Origin of the sequence: Nocardioides sp. zg-1228 (genome assembly GCF_017086465.1) — a bacterium.
In the GTDB taxonomy this organism is placed as follows: Bacteria; Actinomycetota; Actinomycetes; order Propionibacteriales; family Nocardioidaceae; genus Nocardioides.
Genome location: NZ_CP070961.1, coordinates 1536100 through 1560761, shown reverse-complemented (window position 1 = coordinate 1560761; position 24662 = coordinate 1536100). Strand labels below are relative to the sequence as shown.

Here is a 24662-nt window from a genome sequence, read left to right as displayed (position 1 = left end):
CTATCTGCGTCGATGGAAGCGGAGGTCGCCGTTGGGGAGCCGGTCGACCCGGTGTCCGGCGTCGTGGACGCGGTGATGGTGGTGGGTGCAGAGCAGGAGGCCGTTGGCGAGGTCGGTGGGTCCGCCGTGGTGCCAGGGCTCGAGGTGGTGGGCCTCGCACCAGGTGGCGGGGATCTCGCAGCCCTCGGCACGGCAGGTGCGGTCGCGGACCAGGAGCGCCTTGCGCTGCGCGGGGGTGAAGAGGCGCCGGACACGGCCGAGGTCGATCGGCAGGCCCTCGCCGCCGAGGACCACCGGAAGGATCCTGGCGCTGCACGCCAGGCGGCGCGCCTCGGCGGCGGTGATCCGGTCCCCCGTGAGCTCGTCGCCCGGCACCAGCCCCGAGCCGAGCAGGTCCGCCGTGGCGAGCTCGGCCCTGAGCGACTCCAACGAGATGGTGACGACCACGGTGGTCGCGTCGCCGCCGTGGACCGGCAGCCGACCGGCGTCGAGGGTCTCGAGGAGCTGGATCCACGCCTCGCCCATCCGGCGCGGGTGGGGAAGCCGCTCGGCGACGTCGCCCCCGGCGGGACCAGCCAGTCGCGGGTTGGTCAAGGCCTCCAGGTAGGTCACCCACCGTGTCGCCGCGGCGTCGGGGAGCCGGCCGGAGATGCGGGTCGTGCCGTCGCCGAGCCGACGCATCGTCAGCCGGGTGTGCTCGCGGGCGTGGGCCTCGAGGTCGGCGAGCCGAGCGGCTTCGGCTCGCTCGGCGACCTCGGGCGCGACGACGTCGAGGATGCGGCGCCCGATGCGACCGAGCTCCTTGGGACCGAACTCCCCCGCCCGGTCGACGAGGTGCGCCTCGGCCAGCGACACCGTCTCGGCGTCGACGGCACCGGGCAGCGCGGTGAGCGCACGATCGATCACCCGCGCCTGCGCCAGGCTCGCGGCGCCCTCCCGCATGGCGGCCGCGAGGACCGGCCGGTGGCGGTCCAACGACTCGGCCAGGCGCAGGTCGGACCGCGCGTCCGCGAACGACGTGCGGGTCTGCTGCGCCAGCCAGCCGGCGGCGTCCCGGGCCGCGGTGTCGGCAGCGAGGTCGCCGGCCTCGGCGAGGATCCGCAACCGCAGCTCGGCCAGCTGTCCCTCGGCCCGACCCAGCTCACCCAACGCGCTCGCCTTCTCGGCGGTGGTCATGAACGTCGGGTTGGCCCCGGACACCGACTTGAGGCGCGCGCGGACGTCGCAGGCGGCGGCGATGATCGGGTGCACCACCACGGACCTCCTCCACGTCGACGACGAGCCGATCGCGCACGCGCGCGATCGATCGATGGTCGTCGCTCCTGGAGGCCCGGGTCCCCGGACTATTACGTCACCCTCGCAACTCGCTCCACTCAGCCATGGCCCGGGCGACGCCCTGGAGCCATGGACCTATGGTGCGTCCGATCAGACTACCCGCTCTTGCGCATATTCGCAAGCGTGTTCGATCGCGGACGAGCGGCGCGGAGCCCACCGTCGCGGGGACGGACGCCGCAGCGCCGCACCCGCCCGGGCGTCTCCCCCTCCGCAGGGAGCGGCTGCTGCTCGTACCGCCCGCGGGGCGACCCGCCCCGACCTGAGGTCCCCGCTCGCCGCCCGAGGCAGACACTCGCGCGGGGTGCGCCTATCGTCGCAGGGTGACGGCACGGGTGGCAGAGGTGATGCTGCGGTCCCCGATCGTCCTGGACGGGGAGGCGACGGTGGCCGATGTACAGGAGGTCCTCGCCAGCCCTCACGTCCACATGGTGCTGCTCACCGGCACGGGCCGGGTCGGCGAGCAGCTGCTCGGCACGCTCGTGCGCCGGGACCTCGCCGCCGCCGGGTCCGGGGAGCAGCCCGCGCTCGCGCATGCCGTGCTCGAGGGGCGCACCATCGGCGCCGACCTGCCCGCGGAGCAGGTACGCCGGGCGATGCGCGCCGTGGGCGAGCGGCGCGTCGCCGTGGTCGACCGCCAGGGGCTGCTGGTCGGGCTGCTCTGCCTCAAGCGCCACGGAGGTGGCTTCTGCACCGACGCCGGCGTCGCCTCGCGGCGCGCCGAGCGCACCGACGGCCCCGGCGCTCAGGCCAGCAGGACGTAGGAGCCCAGGGCCACCAGCCACGACACGAACGACCCCAGCAGGAAGTACTCGGTGAGCTGGTGGATCCGGTCCTGGTCGCGCCGCGACGAGAGCTCGGGGAAGCGCAGCAGCCCCTTGGCGGCGACGACCACGCTGGCCGCCGTCACCTGCCCGCCGAGGGCGAGGGCGAGGATGAAGACGCGCTCGAGCGGACCCAGCAGGCGCCCGCCCTTGAGCCGGGTGGGCGGCATCGCGCCGTCGGCCCGCGGGTTGATGGTGCCGGTCGCCTTGAGCACCAGCCGGACCAGCACGTTGCCGGTGGAGAGCTGGATCGCGAACGCGCCGAGAAGCAGCAGGAACCGGTCGGGACCGACGCCGTCGAGATCGCCCACGGCGAGGGAGTCGAGCCACCGGGCCAGCGGGCCGGAGGCCTCCGGCGCCAGCCCGGAGCAGGCGATCGCGCCCACCAGCGCCACCAGGAACACGCCGAGCGGCAGCCGGGCCGCCTTCGGTCCCGGGTGGCCGAAGCCCCACGTGACCGTCAGGCCCCACAGCAGCACCACGACCGCGATGCCCAGGAGCGCCGCCACGTCCCGCCCCGACGTCAGCCCGGCCAGCAGGCCGGTGCACAGCGCCACCAGCGCCCCGACGCACTCGGGCAGGTAGCGCGTGCGGCGCACGGCGTGGATCAGGTCGGTGACCGCGAACCCGATCAGCAGGATCCCGAGCCAGCTCATCGGTCTCCTTCCTCCCGGTCGTCGCCCCCACTGGCGGGCGCGAGCAGGTCGTGGGCCGCGACGATCGCCGCGAGCCCGTCGGCGCGCACCCGCTGCGACACCGCGGACGCGCTGATCCCCAGGGCGTCGGCGACGTCGCGCTGGGTCTCGTGGGACAGCAGACCACGCAGCACCGACACCGAGCGCGCCGACAGGCCGCTGACCCGCTCGTCACGCAGCACCAGCCCGGCGTTGACCAGGGCGGGGTCCGCTCCCCCGGCGGCGCCGTCGGCCACGACGTACGCCGTGCGCAGCCACCGCTGGGCCGGGCTGTGCTCCGCGCTGGCGGCGGCCTCGATCGCCACCCGGGCCGCCCACCACCCGGGTCCGTCCTCGATGCCGGTGTCCGCGTCGAGGACGGTCGTCGCTCCCCAGCCGATGCCGTGGCGCACGTCGTGGTCCGGGAGCAGCCGCGTCCGGACCAGCAGCGTGGCCCGCACGGCCTCCGCGACCGTCGCGAAGGCACCCTGGTACTCGTCCCCGACGGTGACCCACAGCGGCCGGAGCGGGTGCACCAGGTCGTTGACCTCGCCCAGCGCCGACTCGAGGCGCTGGTGGAGGTCGGCGCGGTCGTGGGAGGCTCGAGACCCCACGAGGTCGCCGATCAGCGTCGCGACGGCAGTCCTGGGCACTCCTCGATAATGAAGGTCATTGCTTCATTTGTCCATCGATGAAGCACATCGCTTCATTCCCAGAAGACCCGCTCGACCACGGCGTGGGCGCGGCGGGTGGTGCGCAGGTAGTCGTTGACCATCTCGTCCGACGCGCCCTGCGGGTAGCCCAGCACCCGCGCGACCGCGGCGCGCTCGCGGGCGTCGCTGGGCAGCTGGTCGGCCGGTCTGCCGCGCACGAGCGTGACGGCGTTGCGCACCCGGCTCACCAGCCGCCAGGCCTCCGCCAGCGTCGCCGCGTCGGCCTCGGCGACCAGCCCCGCCCCGGCCGCCGCCTCCAGGGCGGGCAGCGTCTGCGTCGTGCGCAGCCCCTCGACCCGCCCCGCGTGCCGCATCTGCAGCAGCTGCACGGTCCACTCGACGTCGGCCAGCCCGCCGCGACCGAGCTTGAGGTGGGTGTGCCGGTCCGCGCCGCGCGGCAGGCGCTCGTCGTCGACGCGTGCCTTGATCCGACGCACCTCGAGCACGGCGGACTCCGCGATGCCGTCGAGGGGGAAGCGCAGCGGGTCGATGAGCTCGGTGAAGCGGGCGCGCAGGTTGGGGTCGCCGACCACCGCGTCGGCTCGCAGCAGGGCCTGGAACTCCCACACGTCCGACCACTTCGCGTAGTAGGCGGCGTAGGACTCCACGGTGCGCACCATCGGGCCGTTCTTGCCCTCCGGGCGCAGGTCGGCGTCGATCTCCAGCGGCGGGTCGCTGGCCGGCAGCGAGAGCAGGCGACGTACCTCCGAGACGACCGCGGTCGCGAACGACGCCGAGGCCTGGGTGTCCGCACCGTGGGCGGCCTCGTGCACGAACATCACGTCGGCGTCGCTGCCGTACGACAGCTCGAACCCGCCGTAGCGACCCATCGCGACCACGGCGATCCGGCTCGGCGGCGCGTCCAGGCCACGCTGGCGCCGCACCGCCTCGATCGCGATGTCGAGCGTCGCCTGCAAGGTGGCGTCGGTGAGCCGGGTCAGCCCCTGGCCGACCACTGCCACGTCCGTGCCCGCGACGAGGTCGCCGCAGGCGATGCGGAGCAGCTCGCGCCGGCGCACCGAGCGCACAGCGGCGACCGCGGCCTCGGGCGAGTCGGCGCGCTCGGCGACCGCCTGCATCTCCGCCAGCGCCGCCTCGGCGGTCAGCGGCACCAGCGACTCCCCCAGCATCCTCACGCCCTGCGGCTCGCGCTCGAGCAGGTCGGTGGCGTAGCGCGAGGTGCCGAGGACGAGGGCGAGCCGCTGGGCGACCTCGCCCTCGTCGCGCAGCATCGTGAGGTACCACGGGGTGCGGCCGAGGCTCTCGCTGATCCGCCGGAAGCCGAACAGCCCCGCGTCGGGGTCGGGCGAGTCGGCGAACCACCCCAGCAGCACCGGCAGCAGGGTGCGCTGGATGTCGGAGGTGCGCGAGACCCCGCTCGTCAGCGCCTCGAGGTGGCGCAGCGCGGCCCGCGGGTCGGCGTAGCCCAGGGCGGACAGCCGGGCCTCCGCGGCCTCCAGCGACAGCCGTGCCTCCGAGCCGGGGAGCTTGGCGACGGCCCCGAGCAGCGGTCGGTAGAACAGCTTCTCGTGGAGCCGGCGCACCTCGCGGCGGTGGTGGCGCCAGCGCCGGTCGACCTGGGTGGCCGGCTCGGAGAAGATGCCGATGGAGCGGCCGAGACGACGCAGCGACGCCTCATCCTCGGGCAGCACGTGCGTGCGCCGCAGCTGGTAGAGCTGGATCCGGTGCTCGAGGGTGCGGAGGAACGTGTAGGCCTCGTGCAGCTTCTCGCCGTCCTCGCGACCGACGTAGCCGCCGTCGGTGAGGCGGCTCAGCGCGCTCAGCGTCGCGCCCTCGCGCAACGACGGGTCGGCCCGGCCGTGGACGAGTTGGAGCAGCTGCACCGCGAACTCGACGTCGCGCAGGCCGCCGGAGCCGAGCTTGAGCTGCCGCTCGGCCTCGTGCGCCGGGATGTGCTCGACGACTCGTCGGCGCATCGCCCGCACGTCCTCGACGAAGCCGTCGCGACCCGCGGCGCTCCACACCATCGGGGCCACCATCTCGCGGTAGCGACGGCCCAGGTCGGCGTCCCCCGCGACCGGTCGCGCCTTGAGCAACGCCTGGAACTCCCAGGTCTTGGCCCACTTCTCGTAGTAGCCCTGGTGGCTGGCGAGGGTGCGCACCAGCGGGCCCTGGCTGCCCTCGGGTCGGAGGTTGGCGTCGACCGGCCAGATCGTCCCCTCGCGCGTGTGGTCGGAGCAGATCCGCATCAGGTGCGAGGCGAGCTGGGTGGCCGCGCGCAGGGCGGCGCCCTCGTCGGCCCCGGGTGCCGGCTCGTGGACGAAGACGACGTCGACGTCGGAGATGTAGTTGAGCTCGTGGCCGCCGCACTTGCCCATCGCGACGACCGCGAGCCGCACCGTGCGGGCGCCGTCGCCGACCCGCGCGCGGGCCACGGCCAGCGCGCCCTCCAGGGTGGCCGCGGCGAGGTCGGAGATCTCGGCCGCCGCGTCGTCGAGCGCCACGTGGTGGGAGAGGTCGCGCGAGGCCAGCCGCAGCAGGTGCCTGCGGTACTCCACGCGCAGCGCGTCGACGGCCTCGGCGTCGGGGAGTCCGGCCACCGGCTCCCCAGCACGCGGGTCGGCGCCCACCGCGCGCAGCATCGCCTCGCGCAGGGCGTACGCGGCGGCCCGGGTGGTGCCGAGGGTGGGGTCGGTCAGCTCGCGCCAGTGCTCCGGGTGGCGGACCAGGTGCAGGGTCAGGGCGGCGCTCGCGCCGAGCACGCTGCACAGTCGCATCGCGGTGCCCTCGTCGTCGGCCACCTCGGTGAGCATCTCCGCGCCGGTGCCCTCGGCCTGCTCGTCGAGGGCCTCGGCGAGCCGGAGCAGGCCCTCGAGCGCGGCGTCCGGGTCGGCCGACGCGGCGAGCTCGTCGGTCAGCGGCGGACCCGCCTCGCCGAGCCGCGCGATCCCGCGGGCAGCGGCGGCGCCGTCGACGAAGCCCTTGCGGACGTACGACCCCGGCGTGTCCCCCATCTGCGTCAGTCCGCCGGGCTCAGAGGACCGGCAGCATCCGGTCGCGCTCGTAGGCGGAGACCTGGGTGCGGTACTCCTCCCACTCGGCGCGCTTGTTGCGCAGGAAGAAGTCGAAGACGTGCTCGCCGAGCGTCTCGGCCAGCAGCTCGGAGTCCTCGGCGATCCCGATGGCGTCCCACAGGCTGCGCGGCAGCGGCGCGATGCCGAGTGCCCTGCGCTCCCGCTCGGTCAGCGACCAGACGTCGTCCTCGGCCTCGCGGGGCAGCTCGTAGCCCTCCTCGATGCCCTTCATGCCCGCGGCCAGGACGACCGCGAAGGCGAGGTAGGGGTTGCAGGCCGGGTCGATCGTGCGCAGCTCGATGCGGGTGGACTGGCCCTTGTTGGGCTTGTACATCGGCACCCGGATCATGGCGGACCGGTTGTTGTGGCCCCAGCACACGCCGGACGGGGCCTCGCCCCCACCGAGCAGGCGCTTGTAGGAGTTGACCCACTGGTTGGTGACCACGCTGATCTCGCCCGCGTGGCGCAGGATCCCGGCGATGAACTGCCGGCCGGTCTTGGAGAGCTGGTACTGCGCGCCGGCCTCGAAGAAGGCGTTGCGATCGCCCTCGAAGAGCGACACGTGGGTGTGCATGCCCGACCCAGGGTGGGTGGTGAACGGCTTGGGCATGAAGGACGCCCAGATCCCGTGGCCGAGGGCGACCTCCCGGATGACCGTGCGGAAGGTCATGATGTTGTCGGCGGTGGTCAGCGCGTCGGCGTAGCGCAGGTCGATCTCCTGCTGGCCCGGGCCGCCCTCGTGGTGGCTGAACTCGACCGAGATGCCCATCGCCTCGAGCATCGTGATGGCGTCGCGGCGGAAGTCGGCTCCTCGCGACTGGGCGGTGTGGTCGAAGAAGCCGCTGCGGTCGACCGGCTCCGGCTCGTCGCCCTTCCCCGGCACGTCCTTGAACAGGTAGAACTCGATCTCGGGGTGGGTGTAGAAGGTGAAGCCCTTGTCGGCGGCGGTGCTCAGGGTCCGCTTCAGCACATGGCGCGGGTCGGCGTAGGACGGGCTGCCGTCGGGCATCACGATGTCGCAGAACATCCGCGCGGTGGCCGGGCCGCCCTCGTCGCCGGTGCGCCATGGCAGGATCTGGAACGTCGAGGCGTCGGGGTGCGCGAGCATGTCGGACTCGTAGACGCGGGCGAATCCCTCGATGGCCGAGCCGTCGAACCCGATGCCCTCCTCGAACGCGTTCTCGAGCTCGGCCGGTGCGACGCTCACGCTCTTGAGGAAGCCCAGCACGTCGGTGAACCACAGCCGCACGAACCGGACGTCACGCTCCTCGAGCGCCCGGATCACGAAGTCCTCTTGCTTGCCCATGCCACCAGCCTAGGGCCAGCGCGACGCGACGGTCGTTGGGTGTCCGCAGCCGAGTCAGAAACCCGCGTCCGACGGCATCCCGCCGCCGATCAGCGCCTCGCGCCGGGCCCTGTCGGCGATGTGCAGCTCGCGAAGCAGGCGCCGCAGCTCGGCCTCTTCGGCCACCAGCCCGACGCGCAGGTGGATGCCCGGCGGGTCGGGCTCGCGGTCGAGGGGAAGCAGTAGCCGGCTCGGTCGCCACCGGTACGACGGCGCGCCCGCCGCGGCGGTCAGCACCAGCGCGGCCCAGCGGGTGCCGAGGCTGTCGGGCACCACGGCGCCGACGTCGTCCCACGCCAGCTCGCTGTCGATGCCAATGCCGTGCAGCTCGACGAGGTCGGCCGAGATCCGCAGCTCGGGTCGCCGCGACCACGCACGCCACATCTCGGCGGCCAGCACCAGCACGAGCAGCGCCGGGACGCCGGCCACCACACGCACCCCGGTGCGCTCGTCGAGCACGGCCGCCAGCCCCAGGCCGATGCCGAGCGTCGTCAGCACGACGGCGACCGCGGGGGCCTGGCCGCGCTCGCCGAGCGCCAGCGCCCACGCGGGGCGTCCGCGCAGCTCGGTGCGCCGCCACGTCGAGGTGCTGCGCCGTTGGCCGAGGCCGACCATCGCGGCCACCGACACCATGAACGCGCCGAGCACGAGGTTGAGCAGGCGCTGCTCCGCGCGCGTCGCGGCCAGGTAGAGGGCGCCGACGCCGATCACGCCCGTGACCACGACGGTGAAGACACCGACGGGGCGCGAGGTGAACGCGTGGCGCCCGCTCATGCGCTCGGACGCTAGCACCACCGTCAGCCGCAGATGTTGACGTCCTGCGACCCGAGGACGCCGTCCCAGACCTCGCGCATCGGCGCGAGCCAGCTCTGGGTGGTGGGCACGAAGGCGATGCTTCCGTTGACCTTCTTGCGCACCCCGTCGACCCACACCTTCTCCACGACGAGCGGCACGATGACCCTCCGGCTGCGGACGCCCTCCCAGCACGCCGACGCGCGTCGCTTGGTCACGGCCTCCTCCACGGTGACGGGGTCGCCGACGCGCTTGCCGTTGTAGCGCCACGCGACCGTGGTGAGATAGCCGGTCTGGCCCTCCCAGGGCGCGACGACGGTGGCCGACATCCCCCACGTGCGCCTGGCGGCGACGCGGAAGGTCACCGATCCGTCGCGCACCTTCCTGGTGCGCGACTGCCACACGTGGACCACGACGTCCAGCGTGCGCCGGGCGTTGACGAGCTGGATCTCGCAGCCCTCGCAGTCGTCGACGGTGAAGGTCAGCGTCGTGCGGGCGGCGGCGCGCTCGGCGGGCTCAGCGGGGGCCGGCCGGGCGTGGGCGGGCGCGGACGCCAGCGAGCCGGCGAGCAGCGCGACGCCCGCGAGCGCGGTGGCCAGCGACCGGAGGGCGCCGGATGGGACGGTGGGACGGGCGGTGGATCGGTGGGTCATCTCTGTCTCCCCGTGAGGTGGTGTCAGCGATGGGGACGCGGGCTGCGGTCCATCGGGTGACACCGAGACTGGCACAAGGATCAGTCGTCGCCCAGCGTGTTTCGCTCGAGGTCGCCGAGCGTGGGCCGTCCGCGGTTGCAGAAGACGTCGAGCTCGACCGAGCTGCGACCGTCGCTGAAGACCGCCTCGACGTCGTCGTCCGGGCCCCGCTCCCAGCTCACGGCGCGCCAGCCCGCCTGCTTGTCCGCGCGCACACCGACGCCGTACGCCCAGGTGTCGCGGCACTCGACGAGGAAGGCCCCCCACTCCCCCGTGATCTCGTCGGACACGGCCGGACCGTCGGGCTCGGGCACGGTGGGGGACGGCACAGAGGCGTCGCGGGCGACCTCGTCGCCCACGGGACCGCGGTCGCGGATGGTGGCGCCCACGGTCGACACCGCGAACACGCCGGCGACCACGGCGAGGAGCGTGGCCGCGACCCACAGGCCCACGAGCAGCATCCGACGTCTCACGGGGCGCATCTTGCCGGTTCGCCGGTCAGCGTGGGGTGAGGAGCCGGTTAAGGCGCGGCTAAGGCCGCGGTGGCGCGCGTCGGGGACGGTACGGTCGATGGGTGGCCGAGGTGCTGATCATCGAGGACGACGACCGGATCAGGCCGTTGCTGGTGCGGGGCCTGCGCGAGTGCGGCCACACGGTCACCTCGGCGCCGACCGGGATGGGCGGGCTGCAGCTCGCCGTCGACTCCTCCCCCGACCTGGTCGTGCTCGACCTCGGCCTGCCCGACGTCGACGGCACCCAGGTGCTGTCGATGCTGCGGGCGGTGAGCGAGGTGCCGGTGATCATCGCCAGTGCCCGCGCCGACGACCCGTCGCTCGTCGGGGCCCTCGACGCCGGCGCCGACGACTACGTCGTCAAGCCCTTCACCAGCGCCCAGCTCGACGCCCGCGTCCGCGCGGTGCTGCGCCGCGCCGCGTCCGGCCGGCGGCGGCCCACGACCCTCACCGTCGGCGGCCTGTCCGTCGACCTGGCCGGTCGCCGCGTGCAGCTCGACGGCCGGGCGATCGACCTGACGCCGCGCGAGTTCGACCTGCTCGCCCACCTCGCCGAGCGACCCGGCGAGGTGGTGACCAAGCGTGACCTGCTGGTCGACGTGTGGCGCCAGCCGTGGGGCGGCTCGGACAAGACCGTCGACGTGCACCTGTCGTGGCTGCGCCGCAAGCTCGGCGAGACCGCCGGCTCGCCCCGCTACCTGACCACCGTGCGCGGCGTCGGCGTACGACTCGCCGCGCCCGGGCCCGACCAGGCCGAGGACGACTGAGGTGCGCCGCAGCCTCCTCGTGACGGCGGCGGCCGCGATCTCCATGGTCCTGCTCGCGATGCTCGTGCCGATGATGATCCTGGTGCGCAGCTACGCCCTGGAGGACCGGCTGGCCCGCGCCGCGCTGGAGGTCCAGGCGGTGGAGACCGTCGTGTCGGGCCAGGACGCGGGCGCGGTCGCGCAGTACGTCGACCGCGTCAACGACAGCGACCGCGACGCACGGGTGACCGTGCTCTACCCCGACGGGCCGGAGATCGGCCCCGACCCCGGACAGGGCGCGCTGGTCCTCGACGCCCGCAACACCGGTCGGGCGCGCGTGGACGACGTGCCCGGTGGGTCGCAGCTCCTCGTGCCGGTCTCGCGGGGCGGCAACTCCGCGCTCCCGTCGCAGACCCCGGTGATCCGTGTCGTCGTGGACGAGCCCGGCCTCGACTCGGCCGTCGGGGCGGCGTGGGGGCTCCTCGCGCTGCTCGCGCTCGTGCTCCTGGCCGGCTCGCTCGCCGTGGTCGACCGCCTGGGGCGCTCGTTCGTGCTTCCGATCCGGCAGCTCGCCCGGCACACCCGCTCGCTCGGCGGCACCGGCGTCGTCACCCCGCTCCCTGCGGTGTCGGGCCCGCCCGAGGTGCAGGAGCTCGCCAGCGCGGTGGACCGGCTGGTCGGGCGCATCCAGCTGCTCCTCGCGCGCGAGCGGGCCAACGTCGCCGACCTCTCCCACCGCCTGCGGACGCCGGTCACCGCCCTGCGGCTGCGGGTCGAGGCGGTCGACGACCCGTTGCTGCGCCACCGGCTCGGCGGCGACCTCGACGCCCTGCAGGCCACCGTCGACGAGATCGTCCGCGAGGCCCGGCGCTCCGAGCGCGAGGGGCTGGACCCCCGCACCGACGCGGTCGCGGTGATCACCGAGCGCGTACGCCACTGGGAGCCGCTGGCCGAGGACCAGGGCCGCCCCTACGAGGTCCACCTCGCACCGGCGGGGCCGCTCCTGCGGGCCAGCCGCGCCGACCTGGAGGCGCTGGTCGACGTGCTGCTCGACAACGTCTTCTCCCACACCCCCGACGACGCGGCCGTGCGGATCACCCTCGACGCGCAGGACGACGTGGTCGAGCTGGTCGTCGAGGACGCCGGCCCGGGCCTGCCGCCCGGGCTCGACGCCACCGGCCGCGGGTCGAGCGGAGGCGGCTCCACCGGGCTCGGCCTCTCGATCGCGGCCCGCACGGCCGAGAGCTGCGGCGGCGCGTTGGAGGCGGGCACCTCGGACATGGGAGGAGCCCGGGTCGCCGTCACGTTGCGGACGGCCTGACCCAGGCCCCTGCGGAGCCGTCGCTCAGCGCACGGTGACCTTCAGCGAGCAGGACTTCCCGCCGGCGGGCGTCACCGTCAGCTTGAAGGTGTCCTTGCCGGGGGTGTTGCGGCGGAACGTGTCGAGGCTGAGCTCGCCCTCGTCGTCCGCGCGCAGCACGCGGGACACCGCCAGCTTGCCGTCGTGACGGATGGCCACGCGCCACTGGCTGCCCGGGCGGGCCCGGTCGATGTCGGCGTCGACCTCGAAGCCGCGGCGGCCCTCGCGGTCGACGTTGAGCTCGAAGGTCGCGCCGGCGCAGGTGCCGCGCCGCTCGACGTCGGCGCTGGCGGGCGACGCGACGAGGACGGTGGTGCCGGCCGCGGCGGTGGCGACCAGGGCGGTGGTGGCGATGAGCGTCTTCTTCATGGGGTACTCCTCAGGTCGGGTGGCCCGGACGGGCCGCGCTTCGTGGTGGGTCAGGAGCCGATCGTGGCCGTGCAGGGCTCCCCGTCGGCGGGGGTGAAGGTGACGGAGTAGGACGCGTCGCCCGAGTCGCCGGAGCTGAAGGCGTCGACGTCGATCTCGCCGTCCTCGTCGGTCGTGCGGACGCCGCTGAGCAGGGACGTGTCGTCGCGGGTCAGCTCGACCTGCCACTCCTCGCCCGGTCCGGCCGACTGCAGCTCGGCGCTGACCTCGGTGCCGCCGTCCTCCCGCTCGGTCGTGAGCTCCCAGGTGGCGCCGCCGCACGTGCCGCGCTCGGTGGCGCTCTTGTCGGCCGCGTCGTCCACGGCCCACCACACGCCCAGCCCGATCGCGACCGCCACGACCACGACCACGGCGATGACCACGTTCATCCGCACATTTCCTCCTTCGTCGTCGGACGCCCGGGTGGCGTCCGTCGACCACGAGGTTGGCGGGCGGGGGGCTAAGCGCGCTCCAGCCGGCCGTTAAGGGCAGGCAAAGACCTCAGGAGGTCGGCACGTCCCGCTCGATCTCGGCGAGCCACGCGGTGCCCTTGGCGTCGCTGGGCATCCGCCAGTCGCCGCGCGGGCTCATGGTGCCGCTCGGGCTGACCTTCGGCCCGTTGGGCAGCGCCGAGCGCTTGAACTGGTTGGCGAAGAAGCGCTTGACGAAGACCTGCAGCCAGGTGCGGACCTCCTCGAGCGAGTACGCCACCCGCGCGTCCTCGGGGAACCCGGGCGGCCACTCCCCCGCCGCGGCGTCCTGCCACGCGTGCCAGGCCAGGAAGGCGACCTTGCGGGGCCGGAAGCCGTGGCGCACGACGAGCGCGAGCGTGAAGTCCTGCAGGTTGTAGGGACCGACGGTGTCCTGCGTGGCCTGCGGCCGCTGTCCCTCCTCGACCGGGATCAGCTCGGGGGTGATCTCCTGCTCCAGGATCTCCGCGAGGACCTCGTTGGCCTCCTCGAGCTCCCCGTGGCTGATCACCCAGCGGATGAGGTGCTGCACGAGCGTCTTGGGCACGCCGGCGTTGACGCTGTAGTGCGACATCTGGTCGCCGACGCCGTAGGTGCACCAGCCGAGCGCGAGCTCGGAGAGGTCGCCGGTGCCGACGACGATGCCCCCGCGCTGGTTGGCCAGCCGGAAGAGGTAGTCGTAGCGAAGCCCGGCCTGGACGTTCTCGAACGTGACGTCGTAGACCTTCTCCCCCTCGCTGTAGGGGTGGCCCATGTCGGCGAGCATCTGCTCGGCGGCGGGCCGGATGTCGAGCTCCTCGAACGTCACCCCGAGCGCCTGCGAGAGCCGGGTGGCGTACGACTTGGTGGTCGAGCCGGTCGCGAAGCCGGGCATCGTGAAGGCCAGCACGTCGCTGCGCGGGCGCCCGAGCCGGTCCATCGCCTTGCACGCGACGATCAGCGCGTGGGTGGAGTCGAGACCGCCGCTCACGCCGATCACGGCCTTCGGCGCGCCGATCGCGGTGAGCCGCTGCTCGAGCCCGGAGACCTGGATGTTGTAGGCCTCGTAGCAGTCGAGCTCGAGGCGCTCGGGGTCGTCGGGGACGAACGGGAAGCGGTCGACCTTGCGCATCAGCCCGATGTCGCCGACGGGCGGCTCGAGCTCCCACTCGACGGTGCGGAAGCGGTTGACCCGCTCGTGGTGGGTGCGCCGGTTGTCGTCGAAGGTGACCTGCCGCATCCGCTCCTGCCGGATCAGGTCGAGGTCGACGTCGACCACCGTGCGGCGCGGGCCGTCGGGGAACCGCTCGCTCTCGCCGAGGAGCGAGCCGCACTCGTAGACCATCGTCTGGCCGTCCCAGCTCAGGTCGGTCGTCGACTCGCCCTGGCCGGCGGCGGCGTAGACGTACGCCGCGGCGCACCGCGCGCTGGCGCTGCGCACCAGGAGCCGGCGGTCCTCGGCGCGGGCGATGGTGATCGGCGAGCCGCTCAGGTTGGCCAGCACGGTGGCCCCGGCGAGCGCGGCCTCGGCGCTCGGCGGCACCGGCACCCACAGGTCCTCGCAGACCTCGACGTGCAGGTCGAGGCCGGGCACGTCGAGGCAGCGGAAGATGAGGTCCGGCCCGAAGCGGACCTCCTGGCCGGCGACCGTGATCCACTCCAGCTCGCGGTCGTCGCCCGGGGCGAACCAGCGGCGTTCGTAGAACTCACGGTAGTTGGGCAGGTAGGACTTGGGCGCCACGCCGAGGACCGACCCGCGCTGCACCACGACAGCGCAGTTGAAGACCCGGGTGCCGTGCACCACCGGCGCCCCGATGACGAGCATCGTCATCAGGTCGGCGCTGGCCGCCACGATGTCGGCGATCGCCTCCTCGACCGCGGCGAGCAGGGTGTCCTGGAGGAAGAGGTCGTCGACCGAGTAGCCCGTCAGGCCCAGCTCGGGGAACACCGCGACCGCGACCGAGTCGTCGTGGCAGGCCCGCGCCTGCTCGATCACCTCGGCGGCGTTGGCGGCCGGGTCGGCCAGGTGCACGGGCACGGTGACGGCGGCGATGCGGGCGAACCCTTGGGCGTAGGCGGAGTAGAAGTCCACGCCGCCACTCTAGGGAAGCGGACCGGGCCGAGATCCCACCCCTCGGGGCACGCGGGCCGGCAAATGGGTGGGAGGACCGGGCCGACACGTCCTACGGTGCGGTCATGGCCCTCGTCATCACCCCGTGTGCCTCCGACGAGGACCTCGAGGCGTGGCGACAGGTGCGGATCGCGGTCGTGCCCTACGAGCGCGCCCAGTCGGTGGAGGAGATGCGCGCGCACGCCGGGCCCGATCGGCTGATGGTGCTGGCCCGTGAGGACGGCGTGGTGGTCGGCTCCGGCCTGGCCGACCGCTCGGAGACCAGCGGCGGCGGCTCGGTCGTGCCGCGCGTGCTCCCCGAGCACCGCAGGCGCGGCGTGGGCACGGCCCTGCTCGACCGGCTCGTCGCGCACGTCGCCGGCCTCGGCGTCCCGACGCTGCGCGCGGGCGCGGACGACGAGGGCTCGCTCGCCTTCGCACAGCGCTTCGGGTTCGAGGAGGTCAACCGCGAGGTCGAGCAGACCTTCCGCATCGACGCCCCGATCGCGGTGGCGCCGGCCCCTGATGGGATCGAGGTCGTCACCGCCCAGGAGCGGCCCGGGCTGTGGGAGGCGGCGTACGACGGCCTCGGGCTCGAGGCGCTGGCGGACTTCGCCGTCGACACCCCGCTCGACGTGACGCCGGAGCGCTGGGCGACGTCCTGGCTCGCCGACCCGATGTTCCTCGCGCTGCACGACGGGGAGGTCGTCGGCTGCGCGGGCCTGGGCCGCGACCCCGACCAGCCGACCCGCGCCGAGAACGGCCTGACCGCCGTGCGCCGTGCCTGGCGCGGGCGCGGCCTGGCAGTCCACCTCAAGCAGCGCGCCCTCGCCTGGGCGGCCGACCACGGGATCCACGAGGTCTACACCTGGACCCAGGACGGCAACGCAGCGATGCGCGCCCTCAACACCCGGCTCGGCTACGCCACCACCCGGGTCGGCATCCAGCTCGCCCGTCCCCTGCCGCCCGGCGAGCCACCCTTTACCGGCGCCCTCGCGCAGTCGTAGCGTCGGCGCCGTGCGCCAGCCCCTCCGCAGCACCCGGTGGTCCCTGTCCGTCGCCCTCGCCGCGCTCGTCGCCGGGCTCGTCACCCTTCCGCCGCCGGCGACCGGGGCCGGCGAACGTGCCGCCCCTCGCGACGAGCGAGCCCCACAGCTGCGGGTCCGCACCGTCGTCCGCGGGCTCCAGCACCCCTGGGACGTCCAGCAGGGACCGGGTGGCCGGCTGCTCGTCTCCGAGCGCGACCGCGCCCGGCTCAGCGTCGTACGGAAGGGGAAGCGCCGGACCCTCGCCGACCTCTCGACGCAGGTCTGGGTCTCCGGCGAGACCGGCCTGCTGTCGATCGCGGTGGACGCCGGCTCGCGGACGCTGTGGGCGTGCCACGGCGCCTCGACCCGGCGGGGCACGGAGGTGCGGGTGACGCGGTGGCGGGTCGACCCGCGGTGGCGCAGGCTCTCGCAGCCGCGCCTCGTGGTCGGCGACTTCCCGGCGACGTCGGGACGCCACGGTGGCTGCCGGCTGCTGCTCGACCGCGACAGCGACGCCCTGTTCGTCGGCACCGGCGACGCCGCCGTCGGCACCAACCCGCGCTCCCTCGACTCCCTCGGCGGCAAGGTGCTGCGGGTACACCGCCGCACCGGCGCGCCGATGCCCGGCAACCCGTTCGCGGACGCGAGCGGTGCCCGCCCGCTCGTGTGGACCTACGGCCACCGCAACGTCCAGGGCCTGGCCCAGCGCGACGACGGGACCCTCTGGTCGGTCGAGCACGGCAGCGACCGCGACGACGAGGTCAACCTGCTCGTCCCGGGCGGTGACTACGGCTGGAACCCGGTCCCGGGCTACGACGAGACCGTGCCGATGACCGACCAGTCGCTCCCGGGCCAGCAGCAGGAGGCCGCGTGGTCCTCCGGTACCCCGACGATCGCGACCTCCGGCGCCGCCTGGGTGCGCGGCTCCCAGTGGGGACCGCTCGAGGGGACGCTCGCCGTCGCCGCGCTCAAGGGCTCCGCGGTCCTGTTCCTCCGCTTCGACGCCGCCGGTCGGCTCACCTCCGTCACCCGTCCGCCCCGGCTGCAGCGCCTGGGCCGACTGCGCTCGGTCACCGCGGCGCGCGACGGCGACCTCCTCCTCACCACCGACAACGGCGCGCGCGACCGGGTCGTCCGCGTCTCGCCGCGCTGACGTCCGCCGCCGAGCGTGACGGCCGCCACAGCGCCCTACCGACCGGTCGCCACTAGCCTGACGAGTGGTCCGTGGACTCCAGCAGGGAGCCGCGAGATGACGAGGAGCGAGCATGCCCGAAGAGACTGCCCCCTACGGCTCCGGCCCGGCACCGTCGGCGCCCGTGAAGCGCGTACGCACCCATCACCTGCGGGAGATGAAGGAGCGCGGCGAGAAGATCACCATGCTCACGGTCTACGACATGTACACCGCGGCGGTCTTCGACGAGGCCGGCATCGACATCCTGTTCATCGGTGACTCCGCGGCCAACAACGTCCTCGGCTACGAGACGACGCTGCCCGTGACGGTCGACGAGCTCATCCCCCTCGTCCGCGCCGTCTCGCGCGCCGCGCGGCGCGGGCTGGTCCTCGCCGACCTCCCGTTCGGCTCCTACCAGGCGTCGCCGGAGCAGGCCTTCCACACGGCCGTCCGCTTCATGAAGGAGGCCGACGCGCACGCCGTCAAGCTCGAGGGCGGCGTCGAGGTGGCGCCCCAGGTGGAGAAGCTGTCGACCAACGGCATCCCCGTCATGGCCCACATCGGCTTCACCCCGCAGAGCGAGCACGCCCTCGGCGGCTACCGGGTCCAGGGGCGCGGCGAGGCGGCCGACCGGATCCTGGCCGCCGCGCACGCGATGGAGGACGCCGGCGCGTTCGCCGTGGTGATGGAGATGGTGCCCGGCGACGTCGCCGAGCAGGTCAGCAAGGAGCTGACCATCCCCACCATCGGCATCGGCGCCGGTCCGGCGTGCGACGGCCAGGTGCTCGTGTGGCAGGACGCGTTCGGCCTGCGCACGGGCCGGATGGCGCGCTTCGTCAAGCAGTACGCCGACGTCCACGGCGTGCTGCTCGAGGCGGCGCGGGCCTACGCCGACGACGTCCGCGGGGGCACGTTCCCCGGCCCCGAGCACACCTTCTGAGGTCCCCGGTCCGGCCCGCCGCGCTGCCGCCGGCGGGCCGGTGGCGGTGACAAGTCGGCCCCGGCACGGAAGGATCGAGGTCCCGACGACGCGAGGAGCCCGACGTGAGCGAGACCCCGGCCGGCAGGACGGCAGCCAAGAAGTCCCCGGCGAAGAAGTCGACCGCCACCAAGTCCGCGGCGAAGAAGTCCGCCACCACCAAGTCCGCGGCGAAGAAGTCCCCCGCGAAGTCAACGGCGAAGAAGTCCCCCGCGAAGTCAACGGCCAAGAAGTCGACCGCGACGAAGACCCCCGCCACGAAGTCTGCGGCGAAGAAGTCGCCGGCCACGAAGTCCGCCGCGAAGTCCGCCACGAAGAAGTCGACAGCCACGAAGACCACAGGCACGAAGTCGTCGTCGGCCACGGCGCCGGCGCGCCCGTCGGCCTCCCCGCCCGCTGGGCGGTCGGCCCAGCAGTCGACGCCGAGGCCAACGGCCAAGCCCATCGCGTCGTCGGCGCGGCGCTCGCCCGCCGAGCGCGCGGTCGACGTCGGCGCCCAGGCCATCAGCACCGCCGCGATGATCCAGAAGGTCGCGCAGGAGACCGCCGAGCGGGTCGCGGCCGAGACGGCAGCGCGGGTGAGCAAGCAGTACGAGGCGGCGATCGCCGACCTCACCCGCACCCTCGACAAGAACACCAAGCGCGCCCTCAAGAGCGTCCGCGCCGCGGCCGACCTGGCTCAGGCGGCCAACCCCGTCACCGGCAAGAAGGGCAGGAAGAAGTGATCACCTGTCGGGAGTCGCGTCGCTGACGCCGTCCCCCGGGGTCGCGGCCTCGTCGTTCCAGGCCGGGTCGTTGTCCCACTCCTCGTTGCGCTCCTCGACCTTCTCGAGCGCGCGGGAGGCCTCCGCCGCCGAGGCGTAGGGGCCGAGCCGGTCGCTGTTCTTGCAGCCGTCTCGTCCCTCGACCGTGCGGTGGGTCAGGCAGAACCAGTATTCGTTCTCGCTCATGGGCCGAAACTACACTCGGGCCGTGCCAGCCGTATCCCCCGCAGAGGTATCCGCACGCCGTGCCGTGCCCGCCCACATCGTCCGCCCGGAGTACGTCGACCAGCCGGCGCCGCAGCGCTTCACCGGCGAGGAGGTCAAGGACGCCGAGACGATCGAGCGGATGCGGGTCGCCGGCCGGCTCGCGGCCCAGGCGCGCGAGCTCGTCGGCTCGCACGTCGTGCCCGGCGTGACCACCGACGAGCTCGACCGGATCGGCCACGAGTTCCTCTGCGACCACGGCGCGTACCCGTCGACCCTCGGCTACCGCGGCTTCCCCAAGTCGCTGTGCGCCAGCGTCAACGAGGTCATCTGCCACGGCATCCCCGACAGCCGGGTCGTCGAGGACGGAGACATCGTCAACATCGACATCACCGCCTTCCTCGACGGCGTGCACGGCGACACCAACGCCACCTTCCTCGCCGGCGACGTCGACGAGGAGTCGCGGCTGCTCGTCGAGCGGACGAAGGAGGCGCTCGACCGGGCGATCAAGGCCGTCAAGCCCGGTCGCCGCGTCAACGTCATCGGCCGGGTGATCGAGGCCTACGCCAAGCGCTTCGGCTACGGCGTCGTGCGCGACTTCACCGGCCACGGCATCGGCACGGCGTTCCACTCCGGCCTGATCATCCCCCACTACGACGACGCGCGCTTCGACGACGAGATCCGGGTCGGGATGACCTTCACCATCGAGCCGATGCTCAACCTCGGCACCCCCGACTACGACATCTGGGACGACGGCTGGACGGCCGTGACCAAGGACGGGCTCCGCTCCGCGCAGTTCGAGCACACCTTGGTCGTCACCGACGATGGCGCCGAGGTGCTCACGCACCCCTAGACTTCCCCCTGAGTGGGTCGGCCGGGCGGCCGCGGCTCCACGTGAGTGGGGTCGAGGAAGGTCCGGGCTCCACAGGGCAGGGTGGTGGCCAACAGCCACCCGGGGCAACCCGCGGGATCAGTGCCACAGAGAACAGACCGCCTCCCTCTCCGGAGGGCGGTAAGGGTGAAACGGTGGTGCAAGAGACCACCAGTGCGCCGGGCGACCGGCGCAGCTAGGCAAACCCCACCCGGAGCAAGATCAGACAGGATGCGTTTGAGGGCGGCCCGCCCGAGCATCCGGGTAGATCGCACCAGGCGGCCGGCAACGGTCGTCGCAGATGGATGGTCGCCCCCGCGCGAGCGGGACAGAACCCGGCCTACAGGCCGACCCACTCCTCACCCCATCTGCCCCTCGGCAACGCCCGAGGCGATCAGCGGTTCGGCTTCACCAGCGGGAACAGGATGGTGTCGCGGATGCTGTGCCCGGTCAGGTTCATCACCAGGCGGTCGATCCCCAGCCCCATGCCGCCGGTCGGCGGCATGCCGTACTCGAGTGCGGCGAGGAAGTCCTCGTCGACCTGCATGGCCTCCACGTCGCCGGCAGCGGCGAGCAGCGACTGCGCCACCAGCCGCGCCCGTTGGTCGACCGGGTCCACCAGCTCGGAGTAGGCCGTGCCCTGCTCCGCGCCGAACATCACGAGGTCCCACTTCTCGGCCAGCCGCGGGTCGTCGCGGTGCGCGCGCGTCAGCGGGGCGTTCTCCTTGGGGAAGTCGGTGTAGAAGACGGGAGTGGTGGTCCGGGCCTCGCAGAGCTCCTCGTAGATCGCCTCGAGCACCGGACCCCAGGAGGGCTCGAGGTCGACCTCGAGGCCGATCCGCTCGGCGTGCCGGACGAGCTCGGCCAGGGGGGTGTCCGCGGTGACCTCCTCCCCCAGTGCCCCGGACACGGCCTCGCACACGGTGCGGGCCGGCCACTGGCCCGAGAGGTCGATCTCCACGATCGTGCCGTCCGCGTCCGCGCGACGGGCGACCGGTGAGCCGTAGACGGCCGTCGCGGCCTCCTGGACGAGCTCCTGGGTCAGGACCCGCATGCTGTCGTAGTCGCCGTAGGTCTCGTACACCTCGAGCGAGGTGAACTCCGGGTTGTGCTTGACGTCGGCGCCCTCGTTGCGGAACTGCCGACCGATCTCGAAGACCCGCTCCATCCCACCCACCACCAGCCGCTTGAGGTGCAGCTCGGTCGCGATGCGCAGGTAGAGGTCGAGGTCGTAGGCGTTGATGTGAGTCTCGAACGGCCGCGCGTTGGCCCCGCCGTGGATCGTCTGGAGGATCGGCGTCTCGACCTCGGTGAAGCCCCGCTCGTGCAGGCTGTCGCGGACGCTGCGGACGATGGCGGCGCGCCGGTAGGCCATCGTGCGGGAGTCGGGCCGCACGATCAGGTCGACGTAGCGCATCCGCACGCGAGCGTCCGGGTCGGTGAGCCCCCTGTGCTTGTCGGGCAGCGGGCGCAGCGCCTTGCCCGCCAGCAGGACCGACGTCGCCCGCACGCTGAGCTCGCCCGCGTGCGTCGTGACGACCTCGCCCGTGACGCTCACGTGGTCGCCGAGGTCGACGGAGTGCTCCCAGAACGCGAGCTGCTCGCGCCCGCCGTGGTCGGCGTCGACCATCACCTGGAGGTCACCGCTGCCGTCGCGCAGGGTCGCGAACCCCACCCCTCCCATGTCTCGCTTGAGCAGCACCCGGCCGGCCACCGAGACCCGGTGGCCGGTGTCGACGTCGGGGCCGACGTCGCCGACGATCGAGCGCACCTCCGCCAGCGTGTGCGTGCGCGGCACGGTGACCGGATAGGGCTCCACGCCGTCGGCGCGCAGCCGGTCGAGCTTGTCGCGCCGCACCCGCATCTGCTCCGGGAGGTGCGCACTCGACAGCGCCTCCGCGACCACGTCGCGCTCGGGACGCATCAGCGCCAGGACCTCCGCGGCGTGCTCGTCCCCGCCCGTGGCGAGCAGGTGCTCCTTCGTGTGGTGACGCAGCAGCGCGATGGACGGGGCGGTCAGGAAGCCCTCGGCGCTGCCCGCCGCCGTCCCGACCCGGGGCAGGTCGGAGGCGTACTCGAAGCCCATGTAGCGGGGCTGCCACTCCGGCTGGTACTTGGCGTTGGAGCGGTAGAGCGACTCCAGCTGCCAGTTCTTGCTCGCGAGGAGGAGGCCCTGGCGCCACAGCCGGGCCACCGGTCCCGCCCCGACCTCCGCACCGCGCTCGAAGGCCTCGCGGAACATCGCGAAGTTGAGCGAGACCGGCCCGACACCGAGGCGCGGGGCCTGGTCGGCGAGACTGGCGACCATCAGCTCGACGAGTCCGTTGTCGGCGGTGGGATCGCGACGCATCAGGTCGAGCGACAGCCCGGTGCGACCCCACGGGACGAAGCTCAGGAAGCCGCGCAGCCGACGGTCGGCGTCGTGCGCACGCACCAGCACGCACATCCCGTCCAGCGGGTCGCCGAGTCGTCCGAGCGCCATCGAGAACCCCCGCTCGTCCCCACCGTCACCGCGCCACTGGCCGGCGGCGACGGCCAGGGTGGCGAAGTCGTCCTCGCCGAGCGTGGCGTGGCGGACGACCGTCGCGGTGTAGCCGCGGCGGCGCAGACGCGACACCGACTGGCGCACGGGCTTCATGCCGGTCCCGTGGAGGGAGAAGGCGGCCAGGTCGACGATCGCCTCGTCGCCGATGTCGAGCATCGTCAGGCCCGCGTCGGCGAAGGCGAGCGCACCCTCGTGTCCCGCCCCCATGACCGCGAGCGACCACCCGCTCCGACGCGCCTCCTGGCGCCAGCGCCCGATCGCGTCGGGCCAGTAGCGCGGGTCACCGATCGGGTTGCCGCTGGCGAGGCTCACCGAGCCGACGACGCGGTACGACACCCCGGCTCGGGCGGTCGTGGGGGCGCCGGTGTCCCAGACGACCGACTTGTCGCGCCGCGTCGCGAAGTAGCCGAGCGAGTCGTGGTCGCCGGCGTCGCGCAGCATCGAGCGCACCGTGGCCTCCTCGGCGACGTCGGGCACCCGGCTGTCGCGGGGCGAGCGGAACAGCAGGACCGCGGTGGACAGCGCGACCACCGTGCCGACCGCGCCGATGAGTGCACGCACCCACCAGGGGGCGGTGACGTCGGTGCCCGGACCGACCCGTCCGACGTCGACAAGCGTGGCGTTCAGGACGTACGTCACCGCCTCGCCGAGGCCGGACGCCGTGCCGAAGCGCTGGGTGAGCAGCCCTCCACCCACGAGCAGGATCGCGCTGCCGGCGAGGACGAGCGCCGCCGCCGACCGGAGGGTGCCGGCGGCGCTGCGGGCGACGAACTGGTGCCGCACCCGCACCGCGAGCACGAGGACCGCGGTGATGACCACGAAGCCGATGCTCGCCGGCACGACCCGCTCGCCCTGGACGATCCACACCACCCGGCCGACCTGCGGCACGACCAGCAACCAGACCACCAGGACCCACCACGCGGCCCGCATCCGGCGTCGTAGCGCGACCGCGACGACGAGCACGAGCGAGGCGTAGACGACGCTGGGCACCACCGGCAGCAGCAGCAGCGACACGACGTCGTCGTTGCGTGCGAAGTGGCGCCCCCAGGAGGGGACGAGCGCCACGACGAGCACGAGGAACGCCCATGCGTAGGCGGCCGAGGCGAACAGGTCCGGCCACCGGTCGTCGGCAGGCGCGTGCTGCGGGACGCTGCGCTGGGGGGACGCCTCGGCGGGCGACCAGCGGGACCTCGTGCTCATCGGTCATCGGTCCTTGTCTCTGACGCGGCAGGTCTCTGCTCGTCCGGTCCGGCCGGGCGCTCGGGCCTCGAGCTCGGGTCGAGGTGGTGGGGGTGGGCGGCGACGACACCCAGGCAGACGATCCAGGCGCTGACGAAGAGGATGTGGATCCGTTGCGCGGCGCTGGCGATCCACATCGCGTCACTGAAGTAGCCGAAGTAGGCGAACAGGCTGGTGAAGACGACCCCGCCGATCCAGAAGTCCCAGAAGGCGACCCGGCGCAACCACACGGGGCCGGTCGCGTGGGTCGCGCGCCACACCGCCGCCATGCCGACGAAGAGCGCACCCTCCGAGACGAGGCTGGCACCGTTGTGGATGAGGGACTGCACCAGCTGGCGCGGGGCGTCGCAGGTCTCGCCCGGTCCGCAGGGCGTCGGGACCGCAGCCGCGGCGGCCGCTCCGATCGCGAACACGACGGTCCCCCAGACCGCGACCTCGCGCCACGGCCCGGGCGGGAGCAGCGAGCGTACGCGCGGCAGGAGCGCCAGGACCAGCACGCCGCACACCACGTCGGTGACCCGCAGCGCGACCGCGTGGGGCTCGCCGGGCGCCCCGAGCGTGCTGACGACCAGGTCCATCCCCTCGAACCCGCGCAGGATCCAGTCGAGGATGAAGTTGGCGTAGAGCAGCGCCGCCACGCATCCGACGACCAGCAGCCCGGGACGACGATCCGACCGCGCGCGGCTCACGGGTGCCCGCTTCGTGTCCGAGCACGACGGGCGACGGCGGACGCGTCGCGCGGCACGAGGTGGCTCGAGGGCGCGGCAGCCAGCGGGTCGGCCGGTTGCCAGCGCGCCACCTCGTGGCGCTCGCTGTCCGTGAGGGACATATCGACAGTGTGCCGGACGACCGACCGGGCCGGTCGCGTC

22 protein-coding genes and 1 other RNA gene are annotated in these 24662 nt (G+C 73.5%); 9 read left to right on the top strand and 14 right to left on the bottom strand.

The annotated features are described in order from the left end of the window. Positions 1 to 1254, bottom strand: a complete 1254-nt coding sequence (locus JX575_RS07520) for an HNH endonuclease signature motif containing protein (RefSeq protein WP_186342625.1) — start codon at positions 1252 to 1254, stop codon at positions 1 to 3. 401 nt (positions 1255 to 1655) lie between these two features. On the opposite strand from JX575_RS07520, the gene JX575_RS07515 reads away from it, so the two are divergent. Next, positions 1656 to 2096: a CBS domain-containing protein gene (locus tag JX575_RS07515; protein WP_186342626.1), complete on the top strand. Its 441-nt coding sequence runs from the start codon at positions 1656 to 1658 to the stop codon at positions 2094 to 2096. On the opposite strand, the gene JX575_RS07510 is transcribed toward JX575_RS07515, so the two are convergent. From JX575_RS07510 to JX575_RS07480, 7 genes are all read right to left on the bottom strand, one after another. After that, positions 2078 to 2812 carry a hypothetical protein gene (locus JX575_RS07510; RefSeq protein ID WP_186342627.1) on the bottom strand — a complete coding sequence of 245 codons (735 nt, stop codon included), beginning with the start codon at positions 2810 to 2812 and terminating at the stop codon, positions 2078 to 2080. The two genes, JX575_RS07515 and JX575_RS07510, sit on opposite strands and share 19 nt — an antisense overlap. Then, positions 2809 to 3483 (bottom strand): SatD family protein, encoded by a 675-nt coding sequence (locus JX575_RS07505; RefSeq protein WP_206054551.1) that lies wholly within the window; start codon positions 3481 to 3483, stop codon positions 2809 to 2811. The genes JX575_RS07510 and JX575_RS07505 overlap by 4 nt, the downstream gene beginning before the upstream one ends. A 53-nt stretch (positions 3484 to 3536) precedes the next feature. Further along, positions 3537 to 6518 (bottom strand): bifunctional [glutamine synthetase] adenylyltransferase/[glutamine synthetase]-adenylyl-L-tyrosine phosphorylase, encoded by a 2982-nt coding sequence (locus JX575_RS07500; RefSeq protein ID WP_186342628.1) that lies wholly within the window; start codon positions 6516 to 6518, stop codon positions 3537 to 3539. Between the two features lie 19 nt (positions 6519 to 6537). Continuing rightward, entirely contained in the window at positions 6538 to 7884 is a 1347-nt protein-coding gene (locus JX575_RS07495) for a glutamine synthetase family protein (RefSeq protein WP_186342629.1), read from the bottom strand. Between the two features lie 54 nt (positions 7885 to 7938). Further along, positions 7939 to 8697, bottom strand: a complete 759-nt coding sequence (locus JX575_RS07490) for a hypothetical protein (RefSeq protein WP_186342630.1) — start codon at positions 8695 to 8697, stop codon at positions 7939 to 7941. Between the two features lie 23 nt (positions 8698 to 8720). Beyond that, positions 8721 to 9368 (bottom strand): hypothetical protein, encoded by a 648-nt coding sequence (locus JX575_RS07485; RefSeq protein ID WP_186342631.1) that lies wholly within the window; start codon positions 9366 to 9368, stop codon positions 8721 to 8723. Positions 9369 to 9448: 80 nt separating this feature from the next. Continuing rightward, on the bottom strand, positions 9449 to 9880 hold the full coding sequence (locus JX575_RS07480) for a hypothetical protein (protein ID WP_186342632.1): 432 nt from the start codon (positions 9878 to 9880) through the stop codon (positions 9449 to 9451). A gap of 101 nt (positions 9881 to 9981) precedes the next feature. On the opposite strand from JX575_RS07480, the gene JX575_RS07475 reads away from it, so the two are divergent. Both JX575_RS07475 and JX575_RS07470 read left to right on the top strand, forming a co-directional pair. Beyond that, positions 9982 to 10686: a response regulator transcription factor gene (locus JX575_RS07475; RefSeq protein ID WP_186342633.1), complete on the top strand. Its 705-nt coding sequence runs from the start codon at positions 9982 to 9984 to the stop codon at positions 10684 to 10686. A 1-nt stretch (position 10687) separates the two neighbouring features. Beyond that, complete coding sequence (locus JX575_RS07470; RefSeq protein WP_186342634.1) at positions 10688 to 11986, top strand: HAMP domain-containing sensor histidine kinase; 1299 nt, start codon at positions 10688 to 10690, stop codon at positions 11984 to 11986. A gap of 24 nt (positions 11987 to 12010) precedes the next feature. Here the strand turns inward: JX575_RS07470 and JX575_RS07465 are convergent, their stop codons facing one another. The 3 genes from JX575_RS07465 to JX575_RS07455 form a co-directional block, all read right to left on the bottom strand. Then, entirely contained in the window at positions 12011 to 12394 is a 384-nt protein-coding gene (locus JX575_RS07465) for a hypothetical protein (RefSeq protein ID WP_186342635.1), read from the bottom strand. Positions 12395 to 12444: 50 nt separating this feature from the next. Next, the gene (locus JX575_RS07460) at positions 12445 to 12822 is read right to left on the bottom strand and encodes a hypothetical protein (protein WP_186342636.1); all 378 of its coding nucleotides are present in this window, start codon (positions 12820 to 12822) and stop codon (positions 12445 to 12447) included. A 112-nt stretch (positions 12823 to 12934) separates the two neighbouring features. After that, positions 12935 to 14974 carry an NAD(+) synthase gene (locus tag JX575_RS07455; protein WP_186342637.1) on the bottom strand — a complete coding sequence of 680 codons (2040 nt, stop codon included), beginning with the start codon at positions 14972 to 14974 and terminating at the stop codon, positions 12935 to 12937. A gap of 104 nt (positions 14975 to 15078) precedes the next feature. Here JX575_RS07455 and JX575_RS07450 point away from each other — a divergent pair, with 104 nt between their 5' ends. The 4 genes from JX575_RS07450 to JX575_RS07435 all read left to right on the top strand — a co-directional run bounded on the left by JX575_RS07450 (position 15079) and on the right by JX575_RS07435 (position 18895). Continuing rightward, positions 15079 to 15999 (top strand): GNAT family N-acetyltransferase, encoded by a 921-nt coding sequence (locus JX575_RS07450; protein WP_186342638.1) that lies wholly within the window; start codon positions 15079 to 15081, stop codon positions 15997 to 15999. Positions 16000 to 16009: 10 nt separating this feature from the next. Then, complete coding sequence (locus JX575_RS07445; RefSeq protein WP_186342639.1) at positions 16010 to 17173, top strand: PQQ-dependent sugar dehydrogenase; 1164 nt, start codon at positions 16010 to 16012, stop codon at positions 17171 to 17173. Between the two features lie 112 nt (positions 17174 to 17285). After that, positions 17286 to 18131, top strand: a complete 846-nt coding sequence (panB, locus tag JX575_RS07440) for a 3-methyl-2-oxobutanoate hydroxymethyltransferase (protein WP_186342640.1) — start codon at positions 17286 to 17288, stop codon at positions 18129 to 18131. 104 nt (positions 18132 to 18235) lie between these two features. After that, the gene (locus tag JX575_RS07435) at positions 18236 to 18895 is read left to right on the top strand and encodes a hypothetical protein (RefSeq protein WP_186342641.1); all 660 of its coding nucleotides are present in this window, start codon (positions 18236 to 18238) and stop codon (positions 18893 to 18895) included. Here the strand turns inward: JX575_RS07435 and JX575_RS07430 are convergent, their stop codons facing one another. Beyond that, on the bottom strand, positions 18896 to 19120 hold the full coding sequence (locus JX575_RS07430; protein ID WP_186342642.1) for a hypothetical protein: 225 nt from the start codon (positions 19118 to 19120) through the stop codon (positions 18896 to 18898). On the opposite strand from JX575_RS07430, the gene map reads away from it, so the two are divergent. Both map and rnpB read left to right on the top strand, forming a co-directional pair. Next, positions 19119 to 19991, top strand: coding sequence for a type I methionyl aminopeptidase (gene map, locus JX575_RS07425; RefSeq protein WP_186342643.1), 873 nt, complete (start codon positions 19119 to 19121; stop codon positions 19989 to 19991). The two genes, JX575_RS07430 and map, sit on opposite strands and share 2 nt — an antisense overlap. A gap of 13 nt (positions 19992 to 20004) precedes the next feature. Beyond that, positions 20005 to 20368, top strand: an RNA gene (rnpB, locus tag JX575_RS07420) — RNase P RNA component class A. A gap of 35 nt (positions 20369 to 20403) precedes the next feature. Here rnpB and lysX read toward each other — a convergent pair. Further along, the gene (gene lysX / locus JX575_RS07415) at positions 20404 to 23754 is read right to left on the bottom strand and encodes a bifunctional lysylphosphatidylglycerol synthetase/lysine--tRNA ligase LysX (RefSeq protein ID WP_186342644.1); all 3351 of its coding nucleotides are present in this window, start codon (positions 23752 to 23754) and stop codon (positions 20404 to 20406) included. After that, entirely contained in the window at positions 23751 to 24482 is a 732-nt protein-coding gene (locus JX575_RS07410; protein ID WP_186342645.1) for a DUF998 domain-containing protein, read from the bottom strand. Before JX575_RS07410 ends, lysX begins: the two co-directional genes overlap by 4 nt. Positions 24483 to 24662: the final 180 nt, after the last annotated feature.

What these genes read in the sequence shown, in the direction of transcription:
- JX575_RS07485 (WP_186342631.1), bottom strand. Translation starts at nt 9,368, where the DNA reads ATGACCCACCGATCCACCGCCCGTCCCACCGTCCCATCCGGCGCCCTC.
- JX575_RS07465 (WP_186342635.1), bottom strand. Translation starts at nt 12,394, where the DNA reads ATGAAGAAGACGCTCATCGCCACCACCGCCCTGGTCGCCACCGCCGCG.
- JX575_RS07460 (WP_186342636.1), bottom strand. Translation starts at nt 12,822, where the DNA reads ATGAACGTGGTCATCGCCGTGGTCGTGGTCGTGGCGGTCGCGATCGGG.
- panB (WP_186342640.1), top strand. Translation starts at nt 17,286, where the DNA reads ATGCCCGAAGAGACTGCCCCCTACGGCTCCGGCCCGGCACCGTCGGCG.
- map (WP_186342643.1), top strand. Translation starts at nt 19,119, where the DNA reads ATGGGCCGAAACTACACTCGGGCCGTGCCAGCCGTATCCCCCGCAGAG.
- JX575_RS07450 (WP_186342638.1), top strand. Translation starts at nt 15,079, where the DNA reads ATGGCCCTCGTCATCACCCCGTGTGCCTCCGACGAGGACCTCGAGGCG.
- JX575_RS07510 (WP_186342627.1), bottom strand. Translation starts at nt 2,812, where the DNA reads ATGAGCTGGCTCGGGATCCTGCTGATCGGGTTCGCGGTCACCGACCTG.
- JX575_RS07430 (WP_186342642.1), bottom strand. Translation starts at nt 19,120, where the DNA reads ATGAGCGAGAACGAATACTGGTTCTGCCTGACCCACCGCACGGTCGAG.
- JX575_RS07495 (WP_186342629.1), bottom strand. Translation starts at nt 7,884, where the DNA reads ATGGGCAAGCAAGAGGACTTCGTGATCCGGGCGCTCGAGGAGCGTGAC.
- lysX (WP_186342644.1), bottom strand. Translation starts at nt 23,754, where the DNA reads ATGAGCACGAGGTCCCGCTGGTCGCCCGCCGAGGCGTCCCCCCAGCGC.
- JX575_RS07500 (WP_186342628.1), bottom strand. Translation starts at nt 6,518, where the DNA reads ATGGGGGACACGCCGGGGTCGTACGTCCGCAAGGGCTTCGTCGACGGC.
- JX575_RS07490 (WP_186342630.1), bottom strand. Translation starts at nt 8,697, where the DNA reads ATGAGCGGGCGCCACGCGTTCACCTCGCGCCCCGTCGGTGTCTTCACC.